Annotated in this window: 13 protein-coding genes and 1 pseudogene; 5 read left to right on the top strand and 9 right to left on the bottom strand. The window is 68.5% G+C overall.

What is annotated here, in order from left to right; translation table 11 throughout:
- Nucleotides 1-122: 122 nt before the first annotated feature.
- A complete protein-coding gene (locus tag ABZ826_RS04535) occupies nucleotides 123-557 on the top strand; it encodes a hypothetical protein (RefSeq protein WP_361442024.1) in 435 nt (144 codons plus the stop codon).
- Nucleotides 558-562: 5 nt separating this feature from the next.
- Nucleotides 563-1,477, top strand: a complete 915-nt coding sequence (locus ABZ826_RS04530; RefSeq protein ID WP_361442021.1) for a hypothetical protein — start codon at nucleotides 563-565, stop codon at nucleotides 1,475-1,477.
- Between the two features lie 195 nt (nucleotides 1,478-1,672).
- On the opposite strand, the pseudogene ABZ826_RS04525 reads toward ABZ826_RS04530, so the two are convergent.
- Nucleotides 1,673-2,001: pseudogene (locus tag ABZ826_RS04525) on the bottom strand (IS1380 family transposase); the annotation flags it as partial.
- A gap of 213 nt (nucleotides 2,002-2,214) precedes the next feature.
- On the opposite strand from ABZ826_RS04525, the gene ABZ826_RS04520 reads away from it, so the two are divergent.
- Entirely contained in the window at nucleotides 2,215-2,877 is a 663-nt protein-coding gene (locus ABZ826_RS04520; protein ID WP_361442018.1) for a response regulator, read from the top strand.
- Nucleotides 2,878-2,953: 76 nt separating this feature from the next.
- Here the strand turns inward: ABZ826_RS04520 and ABZ826_RS04515 are convergent, their stop codons facing one another.
- From ABZ826_RS04515 to ABZ826_RS04485, 7 genes are all read right to left on the bottom strand, one after another.
- Nucleotides 2,954-3,670, bottom strand: coding sequence for an ABC transporter ATP-binding protein (locus ABZ826_RS04515; RefSeq protein WP_361442015.1), 717 nt, complete (start codon nucleotides 3,668-3,670; stop codon nucleotides 2,954-2,956).
- The gene (locus tag ABZ826_RS04510) at nucleotides 3,667-4,578 is read right to left on the bottom strand and encodes an ABC transporter ATP-binding protein (RefSeq protein ID WP_361442475.1); all 912 of its coding nucleotides are present in this window, start codon (nucleotides 4,576-4,578) and stop codon (nucleotides 3,667-3,669) included. Before ABZ826_RS04510 ends, ABZ826_RS04515 begins: the two co-directional genes overlap by 4 nt.
- A 5-nt stretch (nucleotides 4,579-4,583) precedes the next feature.
- Nucleotides 4,584-6,383 (bottom strand): branched-chain amino acid ABC transporter permease, encoded by a 1,800-nt coding sequence (locus tag ABZ826_RS04505; protein ID WP_361442012.1) that lies wholly within the window; start codon nucleotides 6,381-6,383, stop codon nucleotides 4,584-4,586.
- Nucleotides 6,384-6,388: 5 nt separating this feature from the next.
- Nucleotides 6,389-7,318, bottom strand: coding sequence for a branched-chain amino acid ABC transporter permease (locus ABZ826_RS04500; RefSeq protein ID WP_361442009.1), 930 nt, complete (start codon nucleotides 7,316-7,318; stop codon nucleotides 6,389-6,391).
- Between the two features lie 109 nt (nucleotides 7,319-7,427).
- Nucleotides 7,428-8,636, bottom strand: a complete 1,209-nt coding sequence (locus tag ABZ826_RS04495) for a branched-chain amino acid ABC transporter substrate-binding protein (protein WP_361442472.1) — start codon at nucleotides 8,634-8,636, stop codon at nucleotides 7,428-7,430.
- Between the two features lie 657 nt (nucleotides 8,637-9,293).
- Entirely contained in the window at nucleotides 9,294-9,764 is a 471-nt protein-coding gene (locus tag ABZ826_RS04490) for a hotdog fold thioesterase (RefSeq protein WP_361442006.1), read from the bottom strand.
- 101 nt (nucleotides 9,765-9,865) lie between these two features.
- Complete coding sequence (locus ABZ826_RS04485; RefSeq protein WP_361442003.1) at nucleotides 9,866-12,172, bottom strand: FdhF/YdeP family oxidoreductase; 2,307 nt, start codon at nucleotides 12,170-12,172, stop codon at nucleotides 9,866-9,868.
- Nucleotides 12,173-12,331: 159 nt separating this feature from the next.
- Here ABZ826_RS04485 and polA point away from each other — a divergent pair, with 159 nt between their 5' ends.
- The gene (gene polA / locus ABZ826_RS04480; protein WP_361442000.1) at nucleotides 12,332-15,043 is read left to right on the top strand and encodes a DNA polymerase I; all 2,712 of its coding nucleotides are present in this window, start codon (nucleotides 12,332-12,334) and stop codon (nucleotides 15,041-15,043) included.
- A gap of 32 nt (nucleotides 15,044-15,075) precedes the next feature.
- On the opposite strand, the gene ABZ826_RS04475 is transcribed toward polA, so the two are convergent.
- The gene (locus tag ABZ826_RS04475; RefSeq protein ID WP_361441997.1) at nucleotides 15,076-15,903 is read right to left on the bottom strand and encodes a DUF4184 family protein; all 828 of its coding nucleotides are present in this window, start codon (nucleotides 15,901-15,903) and stop codon (nucleotides 15,076-15,078) included.
- Nucleotides 15,904-16,089: 186 nt separating this feature from the next.
- On the opposite strand from ABZ826_RS04475, the gene ABZ826_RS04470 reads away from it, so the two are divergent.
- Nucleotides 16,090-17,784 (top strand): lytic transglycosylase domain-containing protein, encoded by a 1,695-nt coding sequence (locus ABZ826_RS04470; protein ID WP_361441994.1) that lies wholly within the window; start codon nucleotides 16,090-16,092, stop codon nucleotides 17,782-17,784.
- Nucleotides 17,785-17,835: the final 51 nt, after the last annotated feature.

Genomic DNA, 17,835 nt, shown 5'->3' with positions numbered 1-17,835 from the left:
GAAGTTGCACTCCGGAAAAGCCAATTCCCGTACGGGGCGAGGGTGTTACGATCAGCCGGCTCGTGCGGCGAGACATTCGTGCGCTGCACCATCAGTGTCTGACCTACACAGGGGGATTCTCCATGCGTTTGCGCCGCAAGATCGCCTCTCTGGGCCTCACTGCCACCGCCACGGCGGGGCTCGTGCTCGGAATGGCCCCGCCGTCGCACGCCTCCGCGGCGCTCTACTGTGACGACTACAACCCGTACTGCATGCTCTTCTACTACAACAGCGGTTACGCCGGTTCGTATACCGCGTTCGTGGGCTTCGACCACTACTCCTTGAACGGCTACACGTTCCTGCACACCGGCTCCGGAAAAGGCCAGTACGTCAAGAACAACGCAGCCTCTGCGACGAACCTCAGCGACTACGACCTGAACATCTACTTCAACAGCAACCTCGCGGGCGCGTGCGACTCCATACCGCCCTACAAGGGCGCCAACCGTCTCGTGAAGACGTACAACAACAACGCATCCTTCGGTTACGGGCGTTACAACGACAACTGCTACAAGTTCTGATCCGCATGCGACGCCTGGCACCGGCCTGCCTGGCCCTGGCCGCCGCCCTGCTCGGCTGCTCTCCCGGGAGTGGTGCGGGCGAGGGCGGCGGCCCGGCCAGGGCCGCCGAGAACCCCGCCGCGTCCGGCGGTCCGGCGGCCGAGCGGCAGGTCACCTACACCGACCGGCTGCCCATCGCCCGGTACAGCTACACCAGCGCCGAGAACACCGCGATCGAGTCCGCCCAGCAGGTACTGACGCGGCGCTGCATGCGCACGTACGGGATCGCGTACAAGTTGCCGAAGCCAGCCCCGGACGCACCCGAGCTCGCCGACCGCCGCTACGGACTGTCGAGCGCGAGTGAGGCGGCGAGCTTCGGATACCACCCGAACCGCGAAGCCCTGCCGACCGAGCGGCCCGCCCTCCCGGCGGACGCCTTTCCGGTGTTCTACGGAAAGCGGGGTGCGGTGCAGGGTGGCGGGGAAAAGGTCACGTACAAGGGGAAAGAGGTTCCGGCGGACGGCTGTTTCGGCCAGTCGGTCGGAATACTCTCGAAGGAGTACGACGACCAGGCCGGCGCGGCGGTCGCGAGCCGTATCGCCACCGAGAGCTATAAAGAATCCTTCACCGACCCGTCGGTGAAGGAGGGATTCCGGAAATGGTCCGCGTGCATGCGGAATTCTGGCTTCCGATATGAATCCCCGATGAGCCCGATGAATAGCCGCGCGTTCCAGGGCAGGACGGTCGCCGCGAAGGAGAAGAAGACCGCGGTCGCGGACGTGCGGTGCAAGGAGGAGACGGGGTTGCTCGACATCTGGTTCAAGGCCGAGTCCAGGATCCAGAAGGCGGACGTCGAGAAGAACACCGAGGCCCTGGAAAAGCTGCGCACGGCCCACCAAAAGAAGGCGGAGGCGGCGCGCCGCATCGTCGCGGAGAGTTAGCCTCGAACGCGCATGAGGGCCCGTCAGCAGGCTGACGGGCCCTCGTCATGTTTCGAGCGGGTCCGGCAGTGTGTGGGTGGGCCAGCGACCCAGCTGTCGCGCCGGGTGAACGCCGGGTGCAGGGCTCCGGAAGCGGCGGTTGCTCGTCGGGTCAGGTTCGTCGCTGGTCAGCCGGGGACCGACACCGTTTGGCAGTCACTCGAACACGTGGATGATTACATCCGTCCAGGGCCGGTGGCGGGCCAGGCGGAGGAAGCGGCGGCAGCCGGTCGTGACGAGTCGGGCGGCCGAGAACAGATGCAGCCACAGGTGTTTGGGGCTCTCAGCGGCGGGCTTGGCCAATCAAGGAAAGCATCGGCATTTAAGGCCAGCAGGTTCGAGGGCGACCTGGATGATCTCCAGCCGGATCCGGTTCTCGCGGCTGCGTGGAGGGGCGGGTTGTGCAGACCGGCGTCCCGGGCGGCACGGATGCGGTCCTCCGCCCGGACCAGCCGGCGCTGCCGCAGCTCCGCCTGCGCGATCGGCGTGTTGTGCGGCCCTGCCCTGCTCGGCCTGCAACGGTACCGACCGCCGCCATCGGCGCCTGCACCCGCTGGCGCAACGGCCGCGCCGAGTCGAAGGCTACTGCGCCCCCGACTCACCAATCCGTCGCTGGACCGAATACCCGGGCAAGGCTGTGTGACGAGCGAATAGGTAGGCTCGTGGGAGGAGTATTGTGCCCCACACCGAGGAGCCCCGTGACCACGCCCGAGTCGCCCCAGCCCGTCGCCGACGACGACAAGTCGCACGTTCCGCCGCTGACGACCCGCGTCGTCATCGCCGAGGACGAGGCGCTCATCCGTCTCGACCTCAAAGAGATGCTGGAGGAAGAGGGCTACGCGGTCGTCGGCGAGGCCGGGGACGGTCAGAAGGCCGTCGAGCTCGCCCGGGAGCACCGGCCGGACCTGGTCATCCTCGATGTGAAGATGCCGATCCTGGATGGGATCTCCGCCGCGGAGAAGATCGCCGAGGAGTCCATCGCGCCCGTCCTGATGCTCACCGCGTTCTCGCAGCGTGATCTTGTCGAGCGGGCGCGGGATGCCGGGGCGATGGCGTATCTCGTGAAGCCGTTCAGCAAGAGCGACGTGGTGCCGGCCATCGAGATGGCGGTGTCGCGGTTCGCGGAGCTGAAGGCGCTGGAGGGTGAGGTCGCCGACCTTGCACAGCGGCTGGAGACGCGGAAGCTGGTGGACCGGGCGAAGAGCATTCTGCAGACGGATTACGGTCTGTCGGAGCCGGCCGCGTTCCGGTGGATCCAGAAGACGTCGATGGACCGTCGGTTGTCGATGCAGCAGCTCGCCGAGGCGTTGATCGAGGATGCCGAGGAGAAGAAGAGGGCGGCGAAGGACGGCGACCAGTAGCCGCGCGCTCAGCCGAGAGAGGCCCGCACCCCGGATCGATCGGGGTGCGGGCCTCTCTCGTGCGGTCGGGCGGGGTTCAGTCCTCGCCGAGGTAGGCCTTGCGGACGGACTCGTCGTGGAGGAGGTCCGCGCCGGTGCCGGAGAGGACGATCTTGCCGACCTCCATGACGTGGCCGTGGTCGGCGAGGGAGAGCGCGGCCTGGGCGTTCTGCTCGACGAGCAGGATGGTGGTGCCCTGTGTCTTGAGTTCGACGATGGTCTCCATGATCTTCTGCATCATGATCGGGGAGAGGCCCATGGAGGGTTCGTCGAGCATCAGGAGCTTGGGCTGGCACATGAGGGCCCTGCCCATGGCGAGCATCTGCTGTTCGCCGCCCGAGAGGGTTCCGGCGGCCTGCTTGCGGCGTTCCCCGAGGATGGGGAAGAGGTCGTAGGCGCGCTGGATGTCCTTCTCGATGCCTGACTTGTCGTTGCGGAGGTAGGCGCCGAGCTGGAGGTTCTCGGTGATCGTCAGCCGGGGGAAGATGTGCCGTCCCTCGGGGGAGTGGGCGAGGCCCAGGGAGACGATCTTGTGGGCCGGGACGTTGTTGAGCGGTTTGCCGTCGAAGAGGATGCTGCCGCCGACGGGCTTGAGGAGCCCGGAGAGGGTGCGCAGGGTGGTGGTCTTGCCCGCACCGTTGGTGCCGATGAGGGTGACGACCTGGCCGGCCTCGACGGTGAAGGAGATGCCCTTGACGGCTTCGATCTTGCCGTAGGCGACGCGGAGGTCCTCGACCTCTAGCAGTGCGGTCATCGGGTGTCCTCCTCCTCGGTGCTGGTGGTGTCGGTGGCGTCGGCGGTGCCGGTGCTGTCGGCTGTCTTGGTGGCGCCTGCTTCGGCGGCTTCGACCTCGGCGACTTCTTCGGCGCCGGGGGCGCCTTCGAAGGGGGTGCCGAGGTAGGCGGCGACGACGCGTTCGTCGCTCTGGACGATGTCGGAGGTGCCTTCGACGAGCTTCTCGCCCTGGACGAGGACGGCGACGCGGTCGCAGAGGTTGAAGATGAAGCGCATGTCGTGCTCGATGACGAGGACGGCGATGCCTTGGTCGCGGATGGCGAAGATGAGTTCTTCGGTGACGCGGGTTTCCTGGGGGTTCATGCCGGCGGTGGGCTCGTCGAGGAGGAGGAGTCCGGGGTCGCTGGCGAGGGCGCGGGCGATTTCCAGCTTGCGCTGGTCTCCGTAGGGGAGGTTGCGCGCGAGGTGGTCGGCCTTGGTGCGGAGGCCGATGAATTCCAGGAGTTCCATGGCGCGTTCCCGGCTGGCGTTCTCGGCCTTGGTGAAGCCGGGGAGGCGCAGGAGGGCGGACCAGAGGCCTTCTTTGGTGCGGGTGTGGCGTCCGACGAGGACGTTTTCCAGGACGGTCATGTTGGCGAAGAGCCGGATGTTCTGGAAGGTGCGGGCGATGCCTGCCTGGGTGACGAGGTGGGGCTTGGGCGGCAGGACGGTGCCTTTGTAGCTGACATTGCCTTCGGTGGGGACGTAGAGCCCGGTGAGGCAGTTGAAGAAGGTGGTTTTGCCGGCGCCGTTGGGGCCGATGAGGCCGACGATTTCGCCTGCGTTGACGGTGAGGTCGACGTTGCGTACGGCGGTGAGGCCGCCGAAGCGCATGGTGACGCCGCTTGCGTCGAGGACGGTGGTGGCGGTTTTCGTGGTGGTGGTCATGGTGGTCACGCCCCCGCCTTGGCGATGCCGGCGCCGGTCTCTTCGGACTGCCGAGGCTCCGGTACGTCGGGCTGGTCGGTCTCGTGGAATTCGAGCTGCTTCCTGCGGTCGGCGACCAGGCCTTCGGGGCGCAGGCGCATCAGGAGGATGAGCGCGACGCCGAAGAGGAAGAGCTGGTAGTCCTGCATGAACTGCAGCTTGGCCGGGATGAGGTAGAGCAGTGCGGCGCCGACGAGGGGTCCGCTGAGGGTTCCCATGCCGCCGAGGATGACGGCGGCGAGGAGGAATGCGGAGTTGGGAGGTACGGAGCCGGCGAACTGGTACTGCTCGGGCGTCACCGTGTAGTTGACGTGTGCCTGGACGGTTCCGGCGAGGCCGGCGAGGGTGGCGCCGAGGGCGAAGGCCAGCAGCTTGAGCCGGAAGGCGTTGATGCCCATGGCGGTGGCCGCGGTCTCGTCCTCGCGGATGGCGACCCAGGCGCGGCCGATGCGGGATTCTCCGGAGCGGCGGAAGACGAGGACGACGACGGCTGTGAAGACGAGCATCAGCAGGTAGTAGTTGGCGGACCTGCCGAGGTTGAAGCCGAGGATGTCGTGCTTGAGCCCGAAGTCGAATCCGAAGAAGTTGAGGTCGGGGATGCTCGGGATGCCCTGGGAGCCGTTGGTGAGGTCGGGTCCGCTGTTGCCGTTGAGGTTGTTGACGGTGAGGCGGAAGATTTCACCGAAGCCGAGGGTGACGATGGCCAGGTAGTCGCCGCGCAGTCGCAGGGTCGGGGCGCCGATGAGGACGCCGAAGACGAGCGAGGCGCCGGCTCCGGTCAGGACGGCGGCCCAGAAGGGGAATTCGACGCCGATGGCCGACATGGTGGAGCCGGAGACCAGGGCGGCGGCGTAGGCGCCGACGCCGAGGAAGGCGACGTATCCGAGGTCGAGGAGGCCGGCGAGGCCGACGACGACGTTGAGGCCGAGTGCCACGGTCGCGAAGATGAGGATGTTGGCGCCGATGAGCGCGTATTCCTCCTTCTGCTGTGTGAACGGGAAGCAGACGGCTGCGACGAGGGCGGCGACGAGGGTGATGTTGCGGTGTTTTGTGGTCAGCGCGGTGAGGCGGGAGACGAGTCCGGCGCGGTGGAGTGCGGTGAAGGCGAAGCCGACGGTGATGAGGAAGCCGATGAAGAGTTCGGCGTAGTCGGTGTCGATTCCGTAGCTGAAGATGTAGAGGCCGATGCCGAAGGCTACGGCGATGATGAGGATTTCGGCCCAGGAGGGGAGGGGGCCCGCGCGGCGGGCCGGTGGGGCGCCGAGGCTGTTGCGGAAGCGTTGCCAGGCGGTGGTCGCGGTGGCGGTGGCGGCGAGTGGCTGGTCGTCGGGGAGGCCGAGTGCGGCGATGGCGGCGATGAGTGCGCCGATGCCGCTGACCCAGGCGCCGGGTTCCAGGTTGACGACGCCGCCGAGGTCGTACGCGATGGCGCCGATGGTGTAGCCGGTGGTGCCGAAGGTGCCGAGTGCCAGGAGGCGGACGGGGCTGTTGCTGCCGCCGGGGGTGAGCCAGCGTAGGCCTCGGATGCCGTACCCGGAGAGCGCGAAGAGCAGGGTGAGTGCGGCGCTGATGAGGGTGAGGACCTGGAGGCCGCCGGGGTAGCCGGTGACGGTGAGGTCGCCGGGGAATTCGCTGGTCCAGGTCCAGGCGAGGAAGGTGCCGGCGAGCGCGAGGGCGGCGCCTGCGAGGGTGGCGATGCGGGCGGCGGCTGTGGGGACCGGGAGGAGGGGGGTGGTCCCGGGTGTGGTGGTGTGGTTGGTGGTCATCCGTATCACGCCCGATCCGCGACGCGTTCGCCGAGCAGGCCCTGGGGGCGGAGCAGCAGGACGACGATGAGGAGGACGAAGGCCCATACGTCCTTCCAGGCGCCGCCGCCGAAGAGTTCCATGCCGGGGACGTTGCTCATGTAGCCGGTGGCGAGGGATTCGGCGATGCCGAGTACGACGCCGCCGAGCATGGCGCCGTAGATGTTGCCGATGCCGCCGAGTACGGCTGCGGTGAAGGCTTTGAGGCCCATGATGAAGCCCATTTTGAAGCCGATCTGGCCGTTTTTGAGCCCGTAGGCGACGGCGGCGACGGCGGCGAACGCGGCACCGATGGCGAAGGCCATGACGATGATGCGGTCGGTGTTGATGCCCATGAGTTTTGCGGTGTCGGGGTCCTGGCTGGTGGCCTGCATGCCGCGGCCGGAGCGGGTCTTGGAGACGAAGAGTCCGAGGGCGAGCATGCAGATGGGTGCGGTGATGAGGACGAAGAGGTCACCGCGTTGGATGTGGGCGCCGAAGATGTCGATCGCTTCGCCCTTGAACTGGGGGAAGGAGCGGTCCTTCTTGGCGTCGGGGTACCACTTCCAGATGGCCTGCTGGAGTGCGAGGGAGAGTCCGATGGCGGTGATCAGTGGGGCCAGTCGGGGTGCGTTGCGCAGAGGCCGGTAGGCGAAGCGTTCGGCGGCTGTTCCGACGGCGACGGAGCATATGACGCCGCCGATGATCATGAGTGGGATGATTGCGAGGAGGGAGACACCGGCCGGCATCCAGAGGTACACGGTGAGAGCTCCGAAGCCTCCGATCATGAAGATCTCGCCGTGGGCGAAGTTGATGAGCTGGATGATTCCGTAGACCATCGTGTAGCCGATCGCGATGAGACCGTACATCGCGCCGAGGATGAGTCCATTGGCCAGCTGTTGCGGCAGTTCGTTCACCGCAGGGCCTCCGTGGAGTGGTTCGGATATGGCACCGCGCGGGAGCGCTGGTGGCGCTCCCGCGCGGTCTGGTGTCAGTCAGTGCTTGCCCGGGAGGGCGCAGCTGGGGTCAGGGCTTGTAGGCCTCGCTGAGCTTGGAGGTCCACTTGCCGCCGTCGACCTGGTAGGCGGTCATCATGGTGTTGGTGGTGTCGCCGTATTCGTCGAAGGAGACGGGGCCGGTGACGCCGTCGAACTTGACCTTGGCCATGGCGTCGAGGACCTTGACGCGGGCGTCGTCGGGGAGCTTGCCGTTGTTCTCGGCGACGGCGAGCTTGACGGCCTCGATGATCGCCCAGGTGGCGTCGTAGGTGCCGCCGCCGTACGCCTCGTAGGCGTCCTTGTATCCGGCCGTCTTGTAGTCCGCGATGAACTTCTTGGCGGAGTCGAGTTCCTCGACGGGCTTGCCGACGGAGGTGGCGATGTCGCCCTGGGCCTTCTTGTTGAGCTTGATGAAGTCGGCGCTGTACATGCCGTCGCCGCCCATGAGGGGGATCTGGACGCTGTCCTTGAGCTGCTGGCTCAGGGGTGCGCCGGCAGGGTACTCACCGCCGTAGTAGACGGCCTTGGCGCCGGACTTCTTGACCTTGGTGACGACGGCGTTGAAGTCGCGGTCGTCGGGGTTGACGTGGTCGGAGCCGGCGATCTTGCCGCCGAGCTCGGTGAACGTCGTCTTGAAGGAGGCGGCGAGACCGGCGCCGTAGGGCTTCTGGTCGTCGATCAGGTAGACCTGCTTGATCTTCGCGTTGTTGAAGAGGTACTTCGCTGCGAAGGCGCCCTGGATCTGGTCCGTGGTGGCGGTGCGGAAGTAGGTCTTGTAGGGGCGCTTCTTGTCGCCGGTCTTCCAGTTGTCGCCCTGGGTCAGCTCGGTGCCCGTGTTGGCGGGGGAGATCTGGGTGAGGCTGGCGTCGTTGAGCGGCTTCTGCATCGACTGGGAGACGCCGGAGTTCAGGGGGCCGACAACGCCGAGGACCTTCTTGTTGTCGATGAACTTCTGGGCGTTCTGCCCTCCGACGGAGGGCTGGGCCTGGTCGTCGAGGGGCTGGAGCTCGAACTTGACGCCGGGGACGGTCTTGTTCTTGTTCGCGAGGTTGACGGCGAGGTCGGCGGAGTTCTTGATGCCGAGGCCGAGGGCGGAGAGGTCGCCGGTCAGGGGGGCGTCCAGGCCGATGACGACGGTCTGGGTGTCGCCGCCGCTGCTCTTGTTGCTGTCGTCGCGCGACCCGCAGGCGGTGAGTGTCAGTGCTCCTGTGGTGAGCACTGTGGTGAGGATGAGCAAAGAACGGTGTCGCACGAAAGGTCCTTTCCCTGGCGCGGCCTCCTCTGCTTGAGGTGCCGTGTCGTTCGCCGGGCCGTACTGGTTGGTACAGGGCCGTGCTGCAGACGCGCCCGGCGGCGCGGTGACTGGCGGTGACTCTAGGCGCAGGTGTGGGGGTCCGGGATGGGTCAGCCGCAGGATGTGACTGTCTTGTTATGCCCTTGAGCAAGGCTTGAGGTGGCTGTGCGGACATGTACGGCTTTTTGCTGGTCGGTGAAAGTGGCCGCATGGTGAGAACTCGCAGCTCTGCTAAGGGGCTTGAGCTGATCTTGCTGCTGTCGCGCGGCAAGGCTGCATGAGGGCGCGACGACCGCCCGGCGCCTGCGGGGCCGGGTCCTGAGTGCTGTGCGGAGTTGTTTGCGCCTGGCCCGCTTGTTACGCAGTGTTACATCGGGGTCGATGTGGTCGACGCGGTGTTGTGTGCGGGGTGCGTGTCGGGTGTGGTCGTGGGTGCCGAGTGGGCCACGCAACGGGCTTGAGAATCAAGGGCGTTGACCGGTTTGGTTGCTCAGCAACGCCTTGTGCGTGGGTGGTTGAGGGCTGGAATGGCGCTGCCCGGCCGGAATGCGGTCCGGCCGGGCAGTGGTGTCGAGGGTGTTGCGCGGTGTGTTCGGGCGGTCAGGCGGCGCCGGTCTGCGGTGCGTCGCGGAGCATGCAGGTGAGGCGGGCGGTGCAGACCCGCTTGTCCTGTTCGTCGGTGATGACGATCTCGTACGTGGCGGTGGAGCGGCCGCGGTGTACGGGGGTGGCGACGCCCGTGACGAGTCCGCTGCGTACCCCTCGGTGATGGGTGCAGTTCAGGTCGACGCCGACGGCGAGCTTGGTGCTGCCGCCGTGGAGCATGGAGCCGACGGAGCCGAGGGTCTCGGCGAGGACGGCGGAGGCGCCGCCGTGGAGCAGTCCGTACGGCTGGGTGTTGCCCTCGACGGGCATGGTGCCGACGACGCGGTCCGCGGAGGCTTCGACGATCGTGACGCCCATGCGCTCGCCGAGGTGGCCGGCGGAGAAGAGTGCGGGCAGATCGATGCCGAGCGCGGCGTACTCGTCGATGATTTCCTGGGGGAACTTGGGTGTGGTGTGCTCGCCCATGGGGTCCGGCTCCGATCGTCTGCGGTGGTTCATAGCTTTATTGCTGTGTGCATCGTTCCTATCAGACGACTGAGCGAACGCTTAGTGGGTTGTGGTACGGATTACCTCTGGGCGGTCCGCCCCTGGGGGTTCTGCCCCTGGATGTTCTCGAAGCGGACGACCACGGACTTGCTGGCGGGGGTGTTGCTGGTGTCGGCCGTCGAGCCGAGCGGGACCAGCACATTGGTCTCCGGGTAGTAGGCGGCCGCGCAGCCCCGGGCGGTCGGGTAGTGCACGATGCGGAAGCTGGGGGCGCGGCGTTCCACTCCGTCCTTCCATTCGCTGACGAGATCGGTGTACGCGCCGTCGGCGAGGCCGAGGGTGCGGGCGTCGTCGGGGTTGACCAGGACGACGCGGCGGCCGCCCTTGATGCCTCGGTAGCGGTCGTCGAGGCCGTAGATCGTGGTGTTGTACTGGTCGTGCGAGCGCAGCGTCTGCAACAGCAGCCTGCCTTCGGGGAGTTCGGGGTATTCCACGGGTGCGGCGGTGAAGTTGGCCTTGCCGGTCGCGGTGGGGAAGCGGCGCTCGTCACGCGGGGCGTGCGGGAGGGTGAAGCCGCCCGGGGCGGCGATGCGGGCGTTGAAGTTCTCGAAGCCGGGGACGACGCGGGAGATGCGGTCGCGGATCGTCGCGTAGTCCCTCTCGAACTCTTCCCAGGGGGTGGTGGATCCGGGGCCGAGGACGGCGCGGGCGAGGCGGGCGACGATGGCGGGCTCGGAGAGCAGGTGGGGGCTTGCCGGGGTGAGGTTGCCGCGCGAGGCGTGGACCATGCTCATGGAGTCCTCGACCGTGACGAACTGCTTGCCGCTCGCCTGGACGTCCTTGTCGGTACGGCCCAGCGTGGGCAGGATCAGCGCGCGGGTGCCGGTCACGGCGTGCGAGCGGTTGAGCTTGGTGGAGACGTGGACGGTGAGGCGGGCGCGGCGCATCGCGGCCTCGGTGACGTCCGTGTCGGGGGTGGCCGCGACGAAGTTGCCGCCCATGGCGAAGAAGACCTTGGCGTCGCCGTCGCGCAGTGCCTGGATGGAGCGGACGACGTCGTAGCCGTGGTGGCGCGGTGAGGTGATCGAGAATTCCTTGTCGAGCGCGTCGAGGAATTCGGGCGCGGGCCGTTCGAAGATGCCCATGGTGCGGTCGCCCTGGACGTTGGAGTGGCCGCGGACGGGGCAGACGCCGGCGCCGGGGCGGCCGATGTTGCCGCGCAGCAGCAGGAAGTTGACGACTTCGCGGATGGTCGGCACGGAGTGCTTGTGCTGGGTGAGGCCCATGGCCCAGCACACGATGGTGCGCTTGGACGCGAGGACCATGGCGAGTGCTTCCTCGACGGCGTGGCGGTCGAGGCCGGTGGCGGCGAGGGTCTGCTCCCAGTCGGCTTCGCGGGCCGCGGCGGCGAACTCCTCGTAGCCGTGGGTGTGCTCCCGCACGAAGGCTTCGTCGACGGCGCCCTCGGTCTGAAGGATCAGTTTGTTGAGGAGTCGGAAGAGGGCCTGGTCGCCGCCGATGCGGATCTGCAGGAAGAGGTCGTTGAGTGCGGCGCCCCTGATCATGCCGAGCGGCGTCTGCGGGTTCTTGAACCGCTCCAGACCGGCCTCGGGCAGCGGATTCACCGAAATGATCTTCGCGCCCGCGGACTTGGCCTTCTCCAGGGCGGAGAGCATCCGGGGATGGTTGGTACCGGGATTCTGTCCGGCGACGATGATCAGGTCCGCCTGGTGGAGGTCCTCCAGCGAGACGCTGCCCTTGCCGATGCCGATGGTCTCCGTCAGTGCCGAGCCGGAGGACTCGTGGCACATGTTGGAGCAGTCGGGGAGGTTGTTGGTGCCGAATTCGCGGGCGAACAGCTGGAGGAGGAACGCGGCCTCGTTGCTGGTGCGCCCCGAGGTGTAGAAGAGGGCCTCGTCGGGGGAGCCGAGCGCGCCCAGCTCCTCGGCGATGATGCCGAAGGCGCGCTCCCAGGTCACCGCCTCGTACCGTTCGGCGCCCTCGGGGAGGTACATCGGCTGGGTGATCCGGCCCTGCTGGCCCAGCCAGTACCCGCTGCGCGAGGCGAGGTCGGCGACGGGGTGGGCGGCGAAGAAGTCGGGGGTGACCCGGCGCAGCGTCGCCTCCTCGGCGACGGCCTTGGCGCCGTTCTCGCAGAATTCCGCGGTGTGCCGCTTGTCACCCTCGGGCCAGGCGCAGCCGGGGCAGTCGAAGCCGTTCTTCTGGTTGACCTTGAGGAGGGTCTGTGCGGTGCGCCGCACACCCATCTGCTGCTGGGCGATCAGCAGGCTGTGGGCCACGGCCGGCAGTCCGGCGGCGGCGTGCTGCGCCGGCGCGATCCGCGGCGCGTCCTGGACCGGGTCACCTGCGGGCGGCTTCGTGGCCATGGTGCGCTCCCCTTCGAGCCGACTGCGGACCTGCGCGGTGCGCCGTACGCATTGATGCGGTAGGTGTTCGTCCTGCGATTTTGTCACGCGGCACCGACAGAGGGGCCGGGGTGTCACGTCCGGTCGGGATTGTCAGTGGTCCGTGGCAGGATCGGGGGCGTGGCTGAGACGGCATCGAAGAAGACGGCAGACAACCGACCGCGCCTCCTCCTGATGGACGGGCACTCCCTGGCGTACCGGGCGTTCTTTGCGCTGCCTGCGGAGAATTTCACAACAGGGTCGGGGCAGCCGACGAACGCGGTGTACGGCTTCGCGTCGATGCTGGCGAACACGCTGCGTGATGAGGCGCCGACGCATTTCGCGGTGGCGTTCGACGTCTCCCGCAAGACCTGGCGCTCGGAGGAGTTCCCGGAGTACAAGGCGAACCGCTCGAAGACCCCGGACGAGTTCAAGGGGCAGGTGGAGCTGATCGGCGAGCTGCTCGACGCGATGCGCGCCGACCGTTTCGCGGTCGATGGTTTCGAGGCGGACGATGTCATCGCGACGCTGGCGACCCAGGCCGAGGCGGCCGGTTTCGAGGTGCTGATCGTCACCGGTGACCGGGATTCGTTCCAGCTGATCACGGACAACGTCACCGTGCTGTACCCGACCAAGGGGGTCTCGGAGCTGACGCGCTTCACCCCGGCGAAGGTCGAGGAGAAGTACGGGCTCACGCCGCGGCAGTATCCGGACTTCGCGGCGCTGCGCGGTGACCCGTCGGACAACCTTCCCGGTATCCCGGGCGTCGGCGAGAAGACCGCCGCGAAGTGGATCAACCAGTTCGGTTCGTTCGACGAGCTGGTGGAGCGGGCCGAGGAGGTCAAGGGCAAGGCGGGCCAGAATTTCCGGGACCACCTGGACGCGGTGCGGATGAACCGCAGGCTGACCGAGATGGTCCGCGACGTGGAGCTGCCGAAGACCCCGCAGGATCTGGAGCGCGCGCCGTACGACCGCACCGCGGTGACGGGTGTGCTGGACGTCCTGGAGATCCGTAACCCGAGTCTGCGCGAGCGGCTGCTGGCCGTCGACCCGGGCGCGGCCGAGGACGAGGCCCCGGCTCCCGCCGCGGGCATCGAGCTGGACGGCGCGGTGCTGGGCGCGGGCGAGCTGGCGCCCTGGCTCACCGAGCACGGCGGGCAGCCGCTCGGCGTCGCCACCGTGGACACATGGGCGGTGGGTGCCGGCACGGTCACCGAGGTCGCGCTCGCCGCGGCCGACGGCGCGGCGGCCTGGTTCGACCCCGCGGAGCTCGACGAGGGCGACGAGCAGGCGTTCGCCGCCTGGATCGCCGACGCGCGGCGGCCGAAGGTCATGCACAACGCGAAGAGCGCCATGCGGGTCTTCCCGGAGCACGGCTGGCAGGTCGACGGCGTCACGATGGACACCGCGCTGGCCGCCTATCTGGTCAAGCCCGGCCGTCGTTCCTTCGCGCTGGACGCGCTGGCGGTGGAGTATCTCGGCCGGGAGCTGGCTACCGCGGCGGCGGCCGACGGGCAGCTGGCCTTCGGCGCCGACGACCGGGCCGAGGCCGACGCCCTGATGGCGCAGGCCCGCGCGATCCTGGATCTGGGCGACGCGTTCACCACCCGGCTGGCAGAGGTCGGCGCGACGGACCTGCTGCACGGCATGGAGCTGCCGACGTCCGCTCTGCTGGCCCGTCTGGAACGGCACGGCATCGCCGCCGACCGGGCCCATCTGGAAGGCATGGAGCAGCAGTTCGCCGGTGCGGTGCAGCAGGCGGTGAAGGAGGCGCACGCCGCGGTCGGCCGCGAGTTCAACCTCGGTTCGCCCAAGCAGCTCCAGGAAGTGCTCTTCGGTGAGCTGGGTCTGCCCAGGACGAAGAAGACGAAGACCGGTTACACCACGGACGCCGACGCCCTGGCCTGGCTCGCCGCGCAGACCGAGCACGAGCTGCCGGTCATCATGCTGCGCCACCGCGAGCAGGCGAAGCTACGGGTCACGGTCGAGGGCCTGATCAAGACGATCGCGGCCGACGGCCGTATCCACACCACGTTCAACCAGACGGTGGCGGCGACCGGCCGGCTCTCCTCCACCGACCCCAACCTGCAGAACATCCCGGTCCGTACGGACGAGGGCCGGGCCATTCGCCGGGGCTTCGTCGTCGGCGAGGGCTTCGAGACGCTGATGACGGCCGACTACAGCCAGATCGAGCTGCGGGTGATGGCCCACCTCTCCGAGGATGCGGGCCTGATCGAGGCGTTCACCTCCGGCGAGGACCTGCACACCACGGTCGCCTCGCAGGTCTTCGGCGTCGACAAGTCCGCCGTCGACCCGGAGATGCGCCGCAAGATCAAGGCCATGAGCTACGGACTCGCGTACGGGCTCTCCGCGTTCGGCCTGTCCCAGCAGCTGAACATCGAGGCGGGCGAGGCGCGCGGGCTGATGGACACCTACTTCGAGCGGTTCGGCGGAGTGCGTGACTATCTGCACCGCGTGGTGGAGGAGGCCAGGGCCACCGGCTACACGGAGACGGTCTTCGGCCGCCGCCGCTACCTCCCCGACCTCAACAGCGACAACCGCCAGCGCCGCGAGATGGCCGAGCGGATGGCGCTCAACGCCCCGATCCAGGGCACGGCGGCGGACATTGTCAAGGTCGCCATGCTCCAGGTCGACCGGGCGCTGACCGAGCGGAATCTGAAGTCCCGCATGCTCCTTCAGGTCCATGACGAAATCGTCCTGGAGATCGCCGAGGGCGAGCGGGCGCAGGTGGAGGAGATCCTCCGCCACGAGATGTCCACGGCCGTGCAGTTGCGCGCCCCGCTGGATGTCTCGGTCGGCGTCGGTACGGACTGGGAGTCCGCGGCGCACTGACGCGCCGGTGCGCCGGACGGGCCCCGGAGGAATCAGGTCCGTCCGGCGGCGACCGGGGGAGCGGACGCGCGCGTACGCCGCAGCCGCATCCAGACCCCGTACAGCACCAGGCCTACCGCCAATCCCGCGCCCGCGCCGAAGCAGGCGGTCGGGATGATGTCGAGCGGGGTGTCGATGTGCTTGAAATACGCGTACCAGCGTGCGCACCGGTGCACGACGCCGAGCAGTACGCAGACGCTCAGCAGCGCGCCCGCCGCCCACCGCTCGCCACGGTCCAGCACCGGCACGGACGGCGGGCGGGGGCGCGCCCCCACCCGCCGCAGCCCCGAAACCGTGAACCACGCGAGCACCGCCAGTGCCGCCGCCGAACTGCCGTACTGCACCAGCTGGAACGCGGGAAATCCGCCGACGTTCTGGCCGAGCACCGGGATCCGCCGCACACCCCACCGGTCGTGATGCGTGAAGGCGTCCCAGACGACATGGGTGGCGGCCCCGAGGACCGCCGACAGCACGAACCACCCACCGTCCCGGACGCGCCATGGAGCTCGCCGCCCCCTCACGAAGGCATGGACCCGTCCCTGCCAGGCCGTTGGCAGCAACGCCACCAACGGTTCGCGCAGCAACAGCCACAGCGCCACCACCGCCGCCGTGATCAGCACATCGACCGTGCACACGCCCCCTACCGAGTGGGTGACCTGGCCGAACTCCATGGCGCCCGGGATCGCGGTGTCCGCGTAGTACGTCATGTCGGGGGCGAACGAACCCGCGACGAGGGCCGAGGCGAACAGCGGACCCCGCGCCGTTCCGTTCCGCCGTATCCCCGGCAGCACGGCGGCGGCATGACTGAGTGTGAACGGCATGGCGGCCAGTATGCGCGAGCCTCCGGCCTCCGCCCGGCCGCGACCGTACAACTTGCTGTCCGGAACGTGAAAAACAGGTAAGAACCGGTCGGGGCGCAGTGTCCCGGCGGCACAAGTTGCCGTAGGGTCGCCTGAGTCCTGGCGCTGGGGAGCGCGGACAGCCGTCGACGGGGAGGGACCTGAGGTATGGCAGCGCAATTCGGTCGCCGACTTCGCAAGGGGGCGACCACCACCGCTGTGGCTGCCGTCGCCGTGGCGGCGCTCTCCGCCTCGGGAGCCCCCGGCACTCCGCTGGTCGGCGACAGCAGCGACCCGCAGCCCACCGGAACGGCGCCTTCGCCCGACAGCGGCGCGGCCACCGGCAACTCGCCGTACTACACGGACCTGCCGCCGCTGAACACCCCCGACAAACCGGGGACCAGCACGAACCTCCCCGTCACCGGCAGCGCGGAATCGGGCATACCGGCTTCGGTCCTGGCCGCGTACAAGAAGGCCGAGCAGAACCTCGCCGACAGCGACGCCGCCTGCCGGCTGCCGTGGCAACTGCTCGCCGCGATCGGCAAGGTCGAGTCCGGCCATGCCCGCGGCGGCAGGGTCGACGCGAATGGCACCACGTTCTCCCCGATCCTCGGCCCGGTCCTCGACGGCCGGGGCTTCGCCATGATCAAGGACACCGACAACGGGGTGTACGACGGGGACTCGACCCACGACCGTGCCGTCGGCCCGATGCAGTTCATCCCATCCACCTGGGCGACCTGGGGACAGGACGGCAACGGCGACGGCCGCAAGGATCCCAACAACATCTACGACGCGGCGCTCGCCGCCGGACGCTATCTCTGCGCCGGCTCCCGTGATCTGTCCGTCGCCGCGGATCTCGACCGGGCGGTCCTGAGCTACAACCACTCGGACGTCTATCTCCGTACGGTCCGCTCCTGGTTCGACTACTACAAGCGCGGCACCCATGAGATCCCCGATGGCACCGGAGCGGTCCCGTCCGGCCTCGGCGGCGGTACGGACCCGGGCCCCGGCCGCCCGACTCCGTCCCCTTCGCCGTCCGGAACGACCAAGCCGAAGCCGAAGCCGAAGCCGGAGCCGAGCCCGGCCCCCTCGAAGCCGGGCGGCGGCACGACCACCCCGTCCCCGAAGCCCACCCCCACGCCGTCGCAGACCCTCGCGGGTGTGGAGAACGCCGGCACCGGCCCGCTGACCGCCACCGCGGGCGACGCGTTCGCCGAGCGGATCAAGGTGCGGGCCAGGAACAGCCTCGGCGGCCCGCTCGCCAGGGTCTCCGTGACCTTCATCGTCGCCGGTGACACGGACGCCGCCTTCACCGGTGGGAAGACCGCCGTCACCCTCCTCACCGGAGCCGACGGCACGGTCACCGCCCCGGTGCTGAAGGCGGGCGAGACGACGGGGAAGTTCACGGTGCGGGCCGTCGCCACCGGCCGCTCGCTGCCCGCCGTCACCTACTCCGCGACCGTCACCGCCCGACGGGCCGACGCGATCATCAGGACCGACGACAAGGCACTGACCGCCGCGCCCGGCACCGAGTTCGCCGACACCGTCGAGGTCAAGGCCACCTACAAGGACGCGATCGCCTCCGGGGTCGCCGTCACCGCCACCATGATCACCGACGCCGACGAGCCGGCCGAGAACGACAAGGGCCCGTACTTCAAGGACGCGGACGGCAAGACCGTCCGTACCCTCACGGACCTCACGACCGACGCCGACGGCATCCTGAAGCTCCCGAAGATCTACGCCGACGACACCGAGGGCACGTACAAGCTGCGCCTCACCACCGAGGGCGGCGCCACGGTCGTCATCGAGCTCAGGATCGAGGCCCCGACGGCATCTCCGGCCCCGGAGCCCCCCGCCGCCTGACCCGCCGTATGCCACGACCGCCCCTCCGCCACCACCCGGCAGAGGGGCTGT

Source organism: Streptomyces sp. NPDC047515, assembly GCF_040643055.1.
Taxonomy (GTDB): Bacteria; Actinomycetota; Actinomycetes; order Streptomycetales; family Streptomycetaceae; genus Streptomyces.
Note: the sequence above shows the minus strand (reverse complement) of the source record. Positions and strands in the feature narration are given on the sequence as shown.

Coding starts and splice junctions, on each gene's coding strand:
- ABZ826_RS04510 (WP_361442475.1), bottom strand. CDS start 4,578: ATGACCACCACCACGAAAACCGCCACCACCGTCCTCGACGCAAGCGGC.
- ABZ826_RS04515 (WP_361442015.1), bottom strand. CDS start 3,670: ATGACCGCACTGCTAGAGGTCGAGGACCTCCGCGTCGCCTACGGCAAG.
- ABZ826_RS04505 (WP_361442012.1), bottom strand. CDS start 6,383: ATGACCACCAACCACACCACCACACCCGGGACCACCCCCCTCCTCCCG.
- ABZ826_RS04535 (WP_361442024.1), top strand. CDS start 123: ATGCGTTTGCGCCGCAAGATCGCCTCTCTGGGCCTCACTGCCACCGCC.
- ABZ826_RS04475 (WP_361441997.1), bottom strand. CDS start 15,903: ATGCCGTTCACACTCAGTCATGCCGCCGCCGTGCTGCCGGGGATACGG.
- ABZ826_RS04490 (WP_361442006.1), bottom strand. CDS start 9,764: ATGGGCGAGCACACCACACCCAAGTTCCCCCAGGAAATCATCGACGAG.
- ABZ826_RS04530 (WP_361442021.1), top strand. CDS start 563: ATGCGACGCCTGGCACCGGCCTGCCTGGCCCTGGCCGCCGCCCTGCTC.
- ABZ826_RS04485 (WP_361442003.1), bottom strand. CDS start 12,172: ATGGCCACGAAGCCGCCCGCAGGTGACCCGGTCCAGGACGCGCCGCGG.
- ABZ826_RS04470 (WP_361441994.1), top strand. CDS start 16,090: ATGGCAGCGCAATTCGGTCGCCGACTTCGCAAGGGGGCGACCACCACC.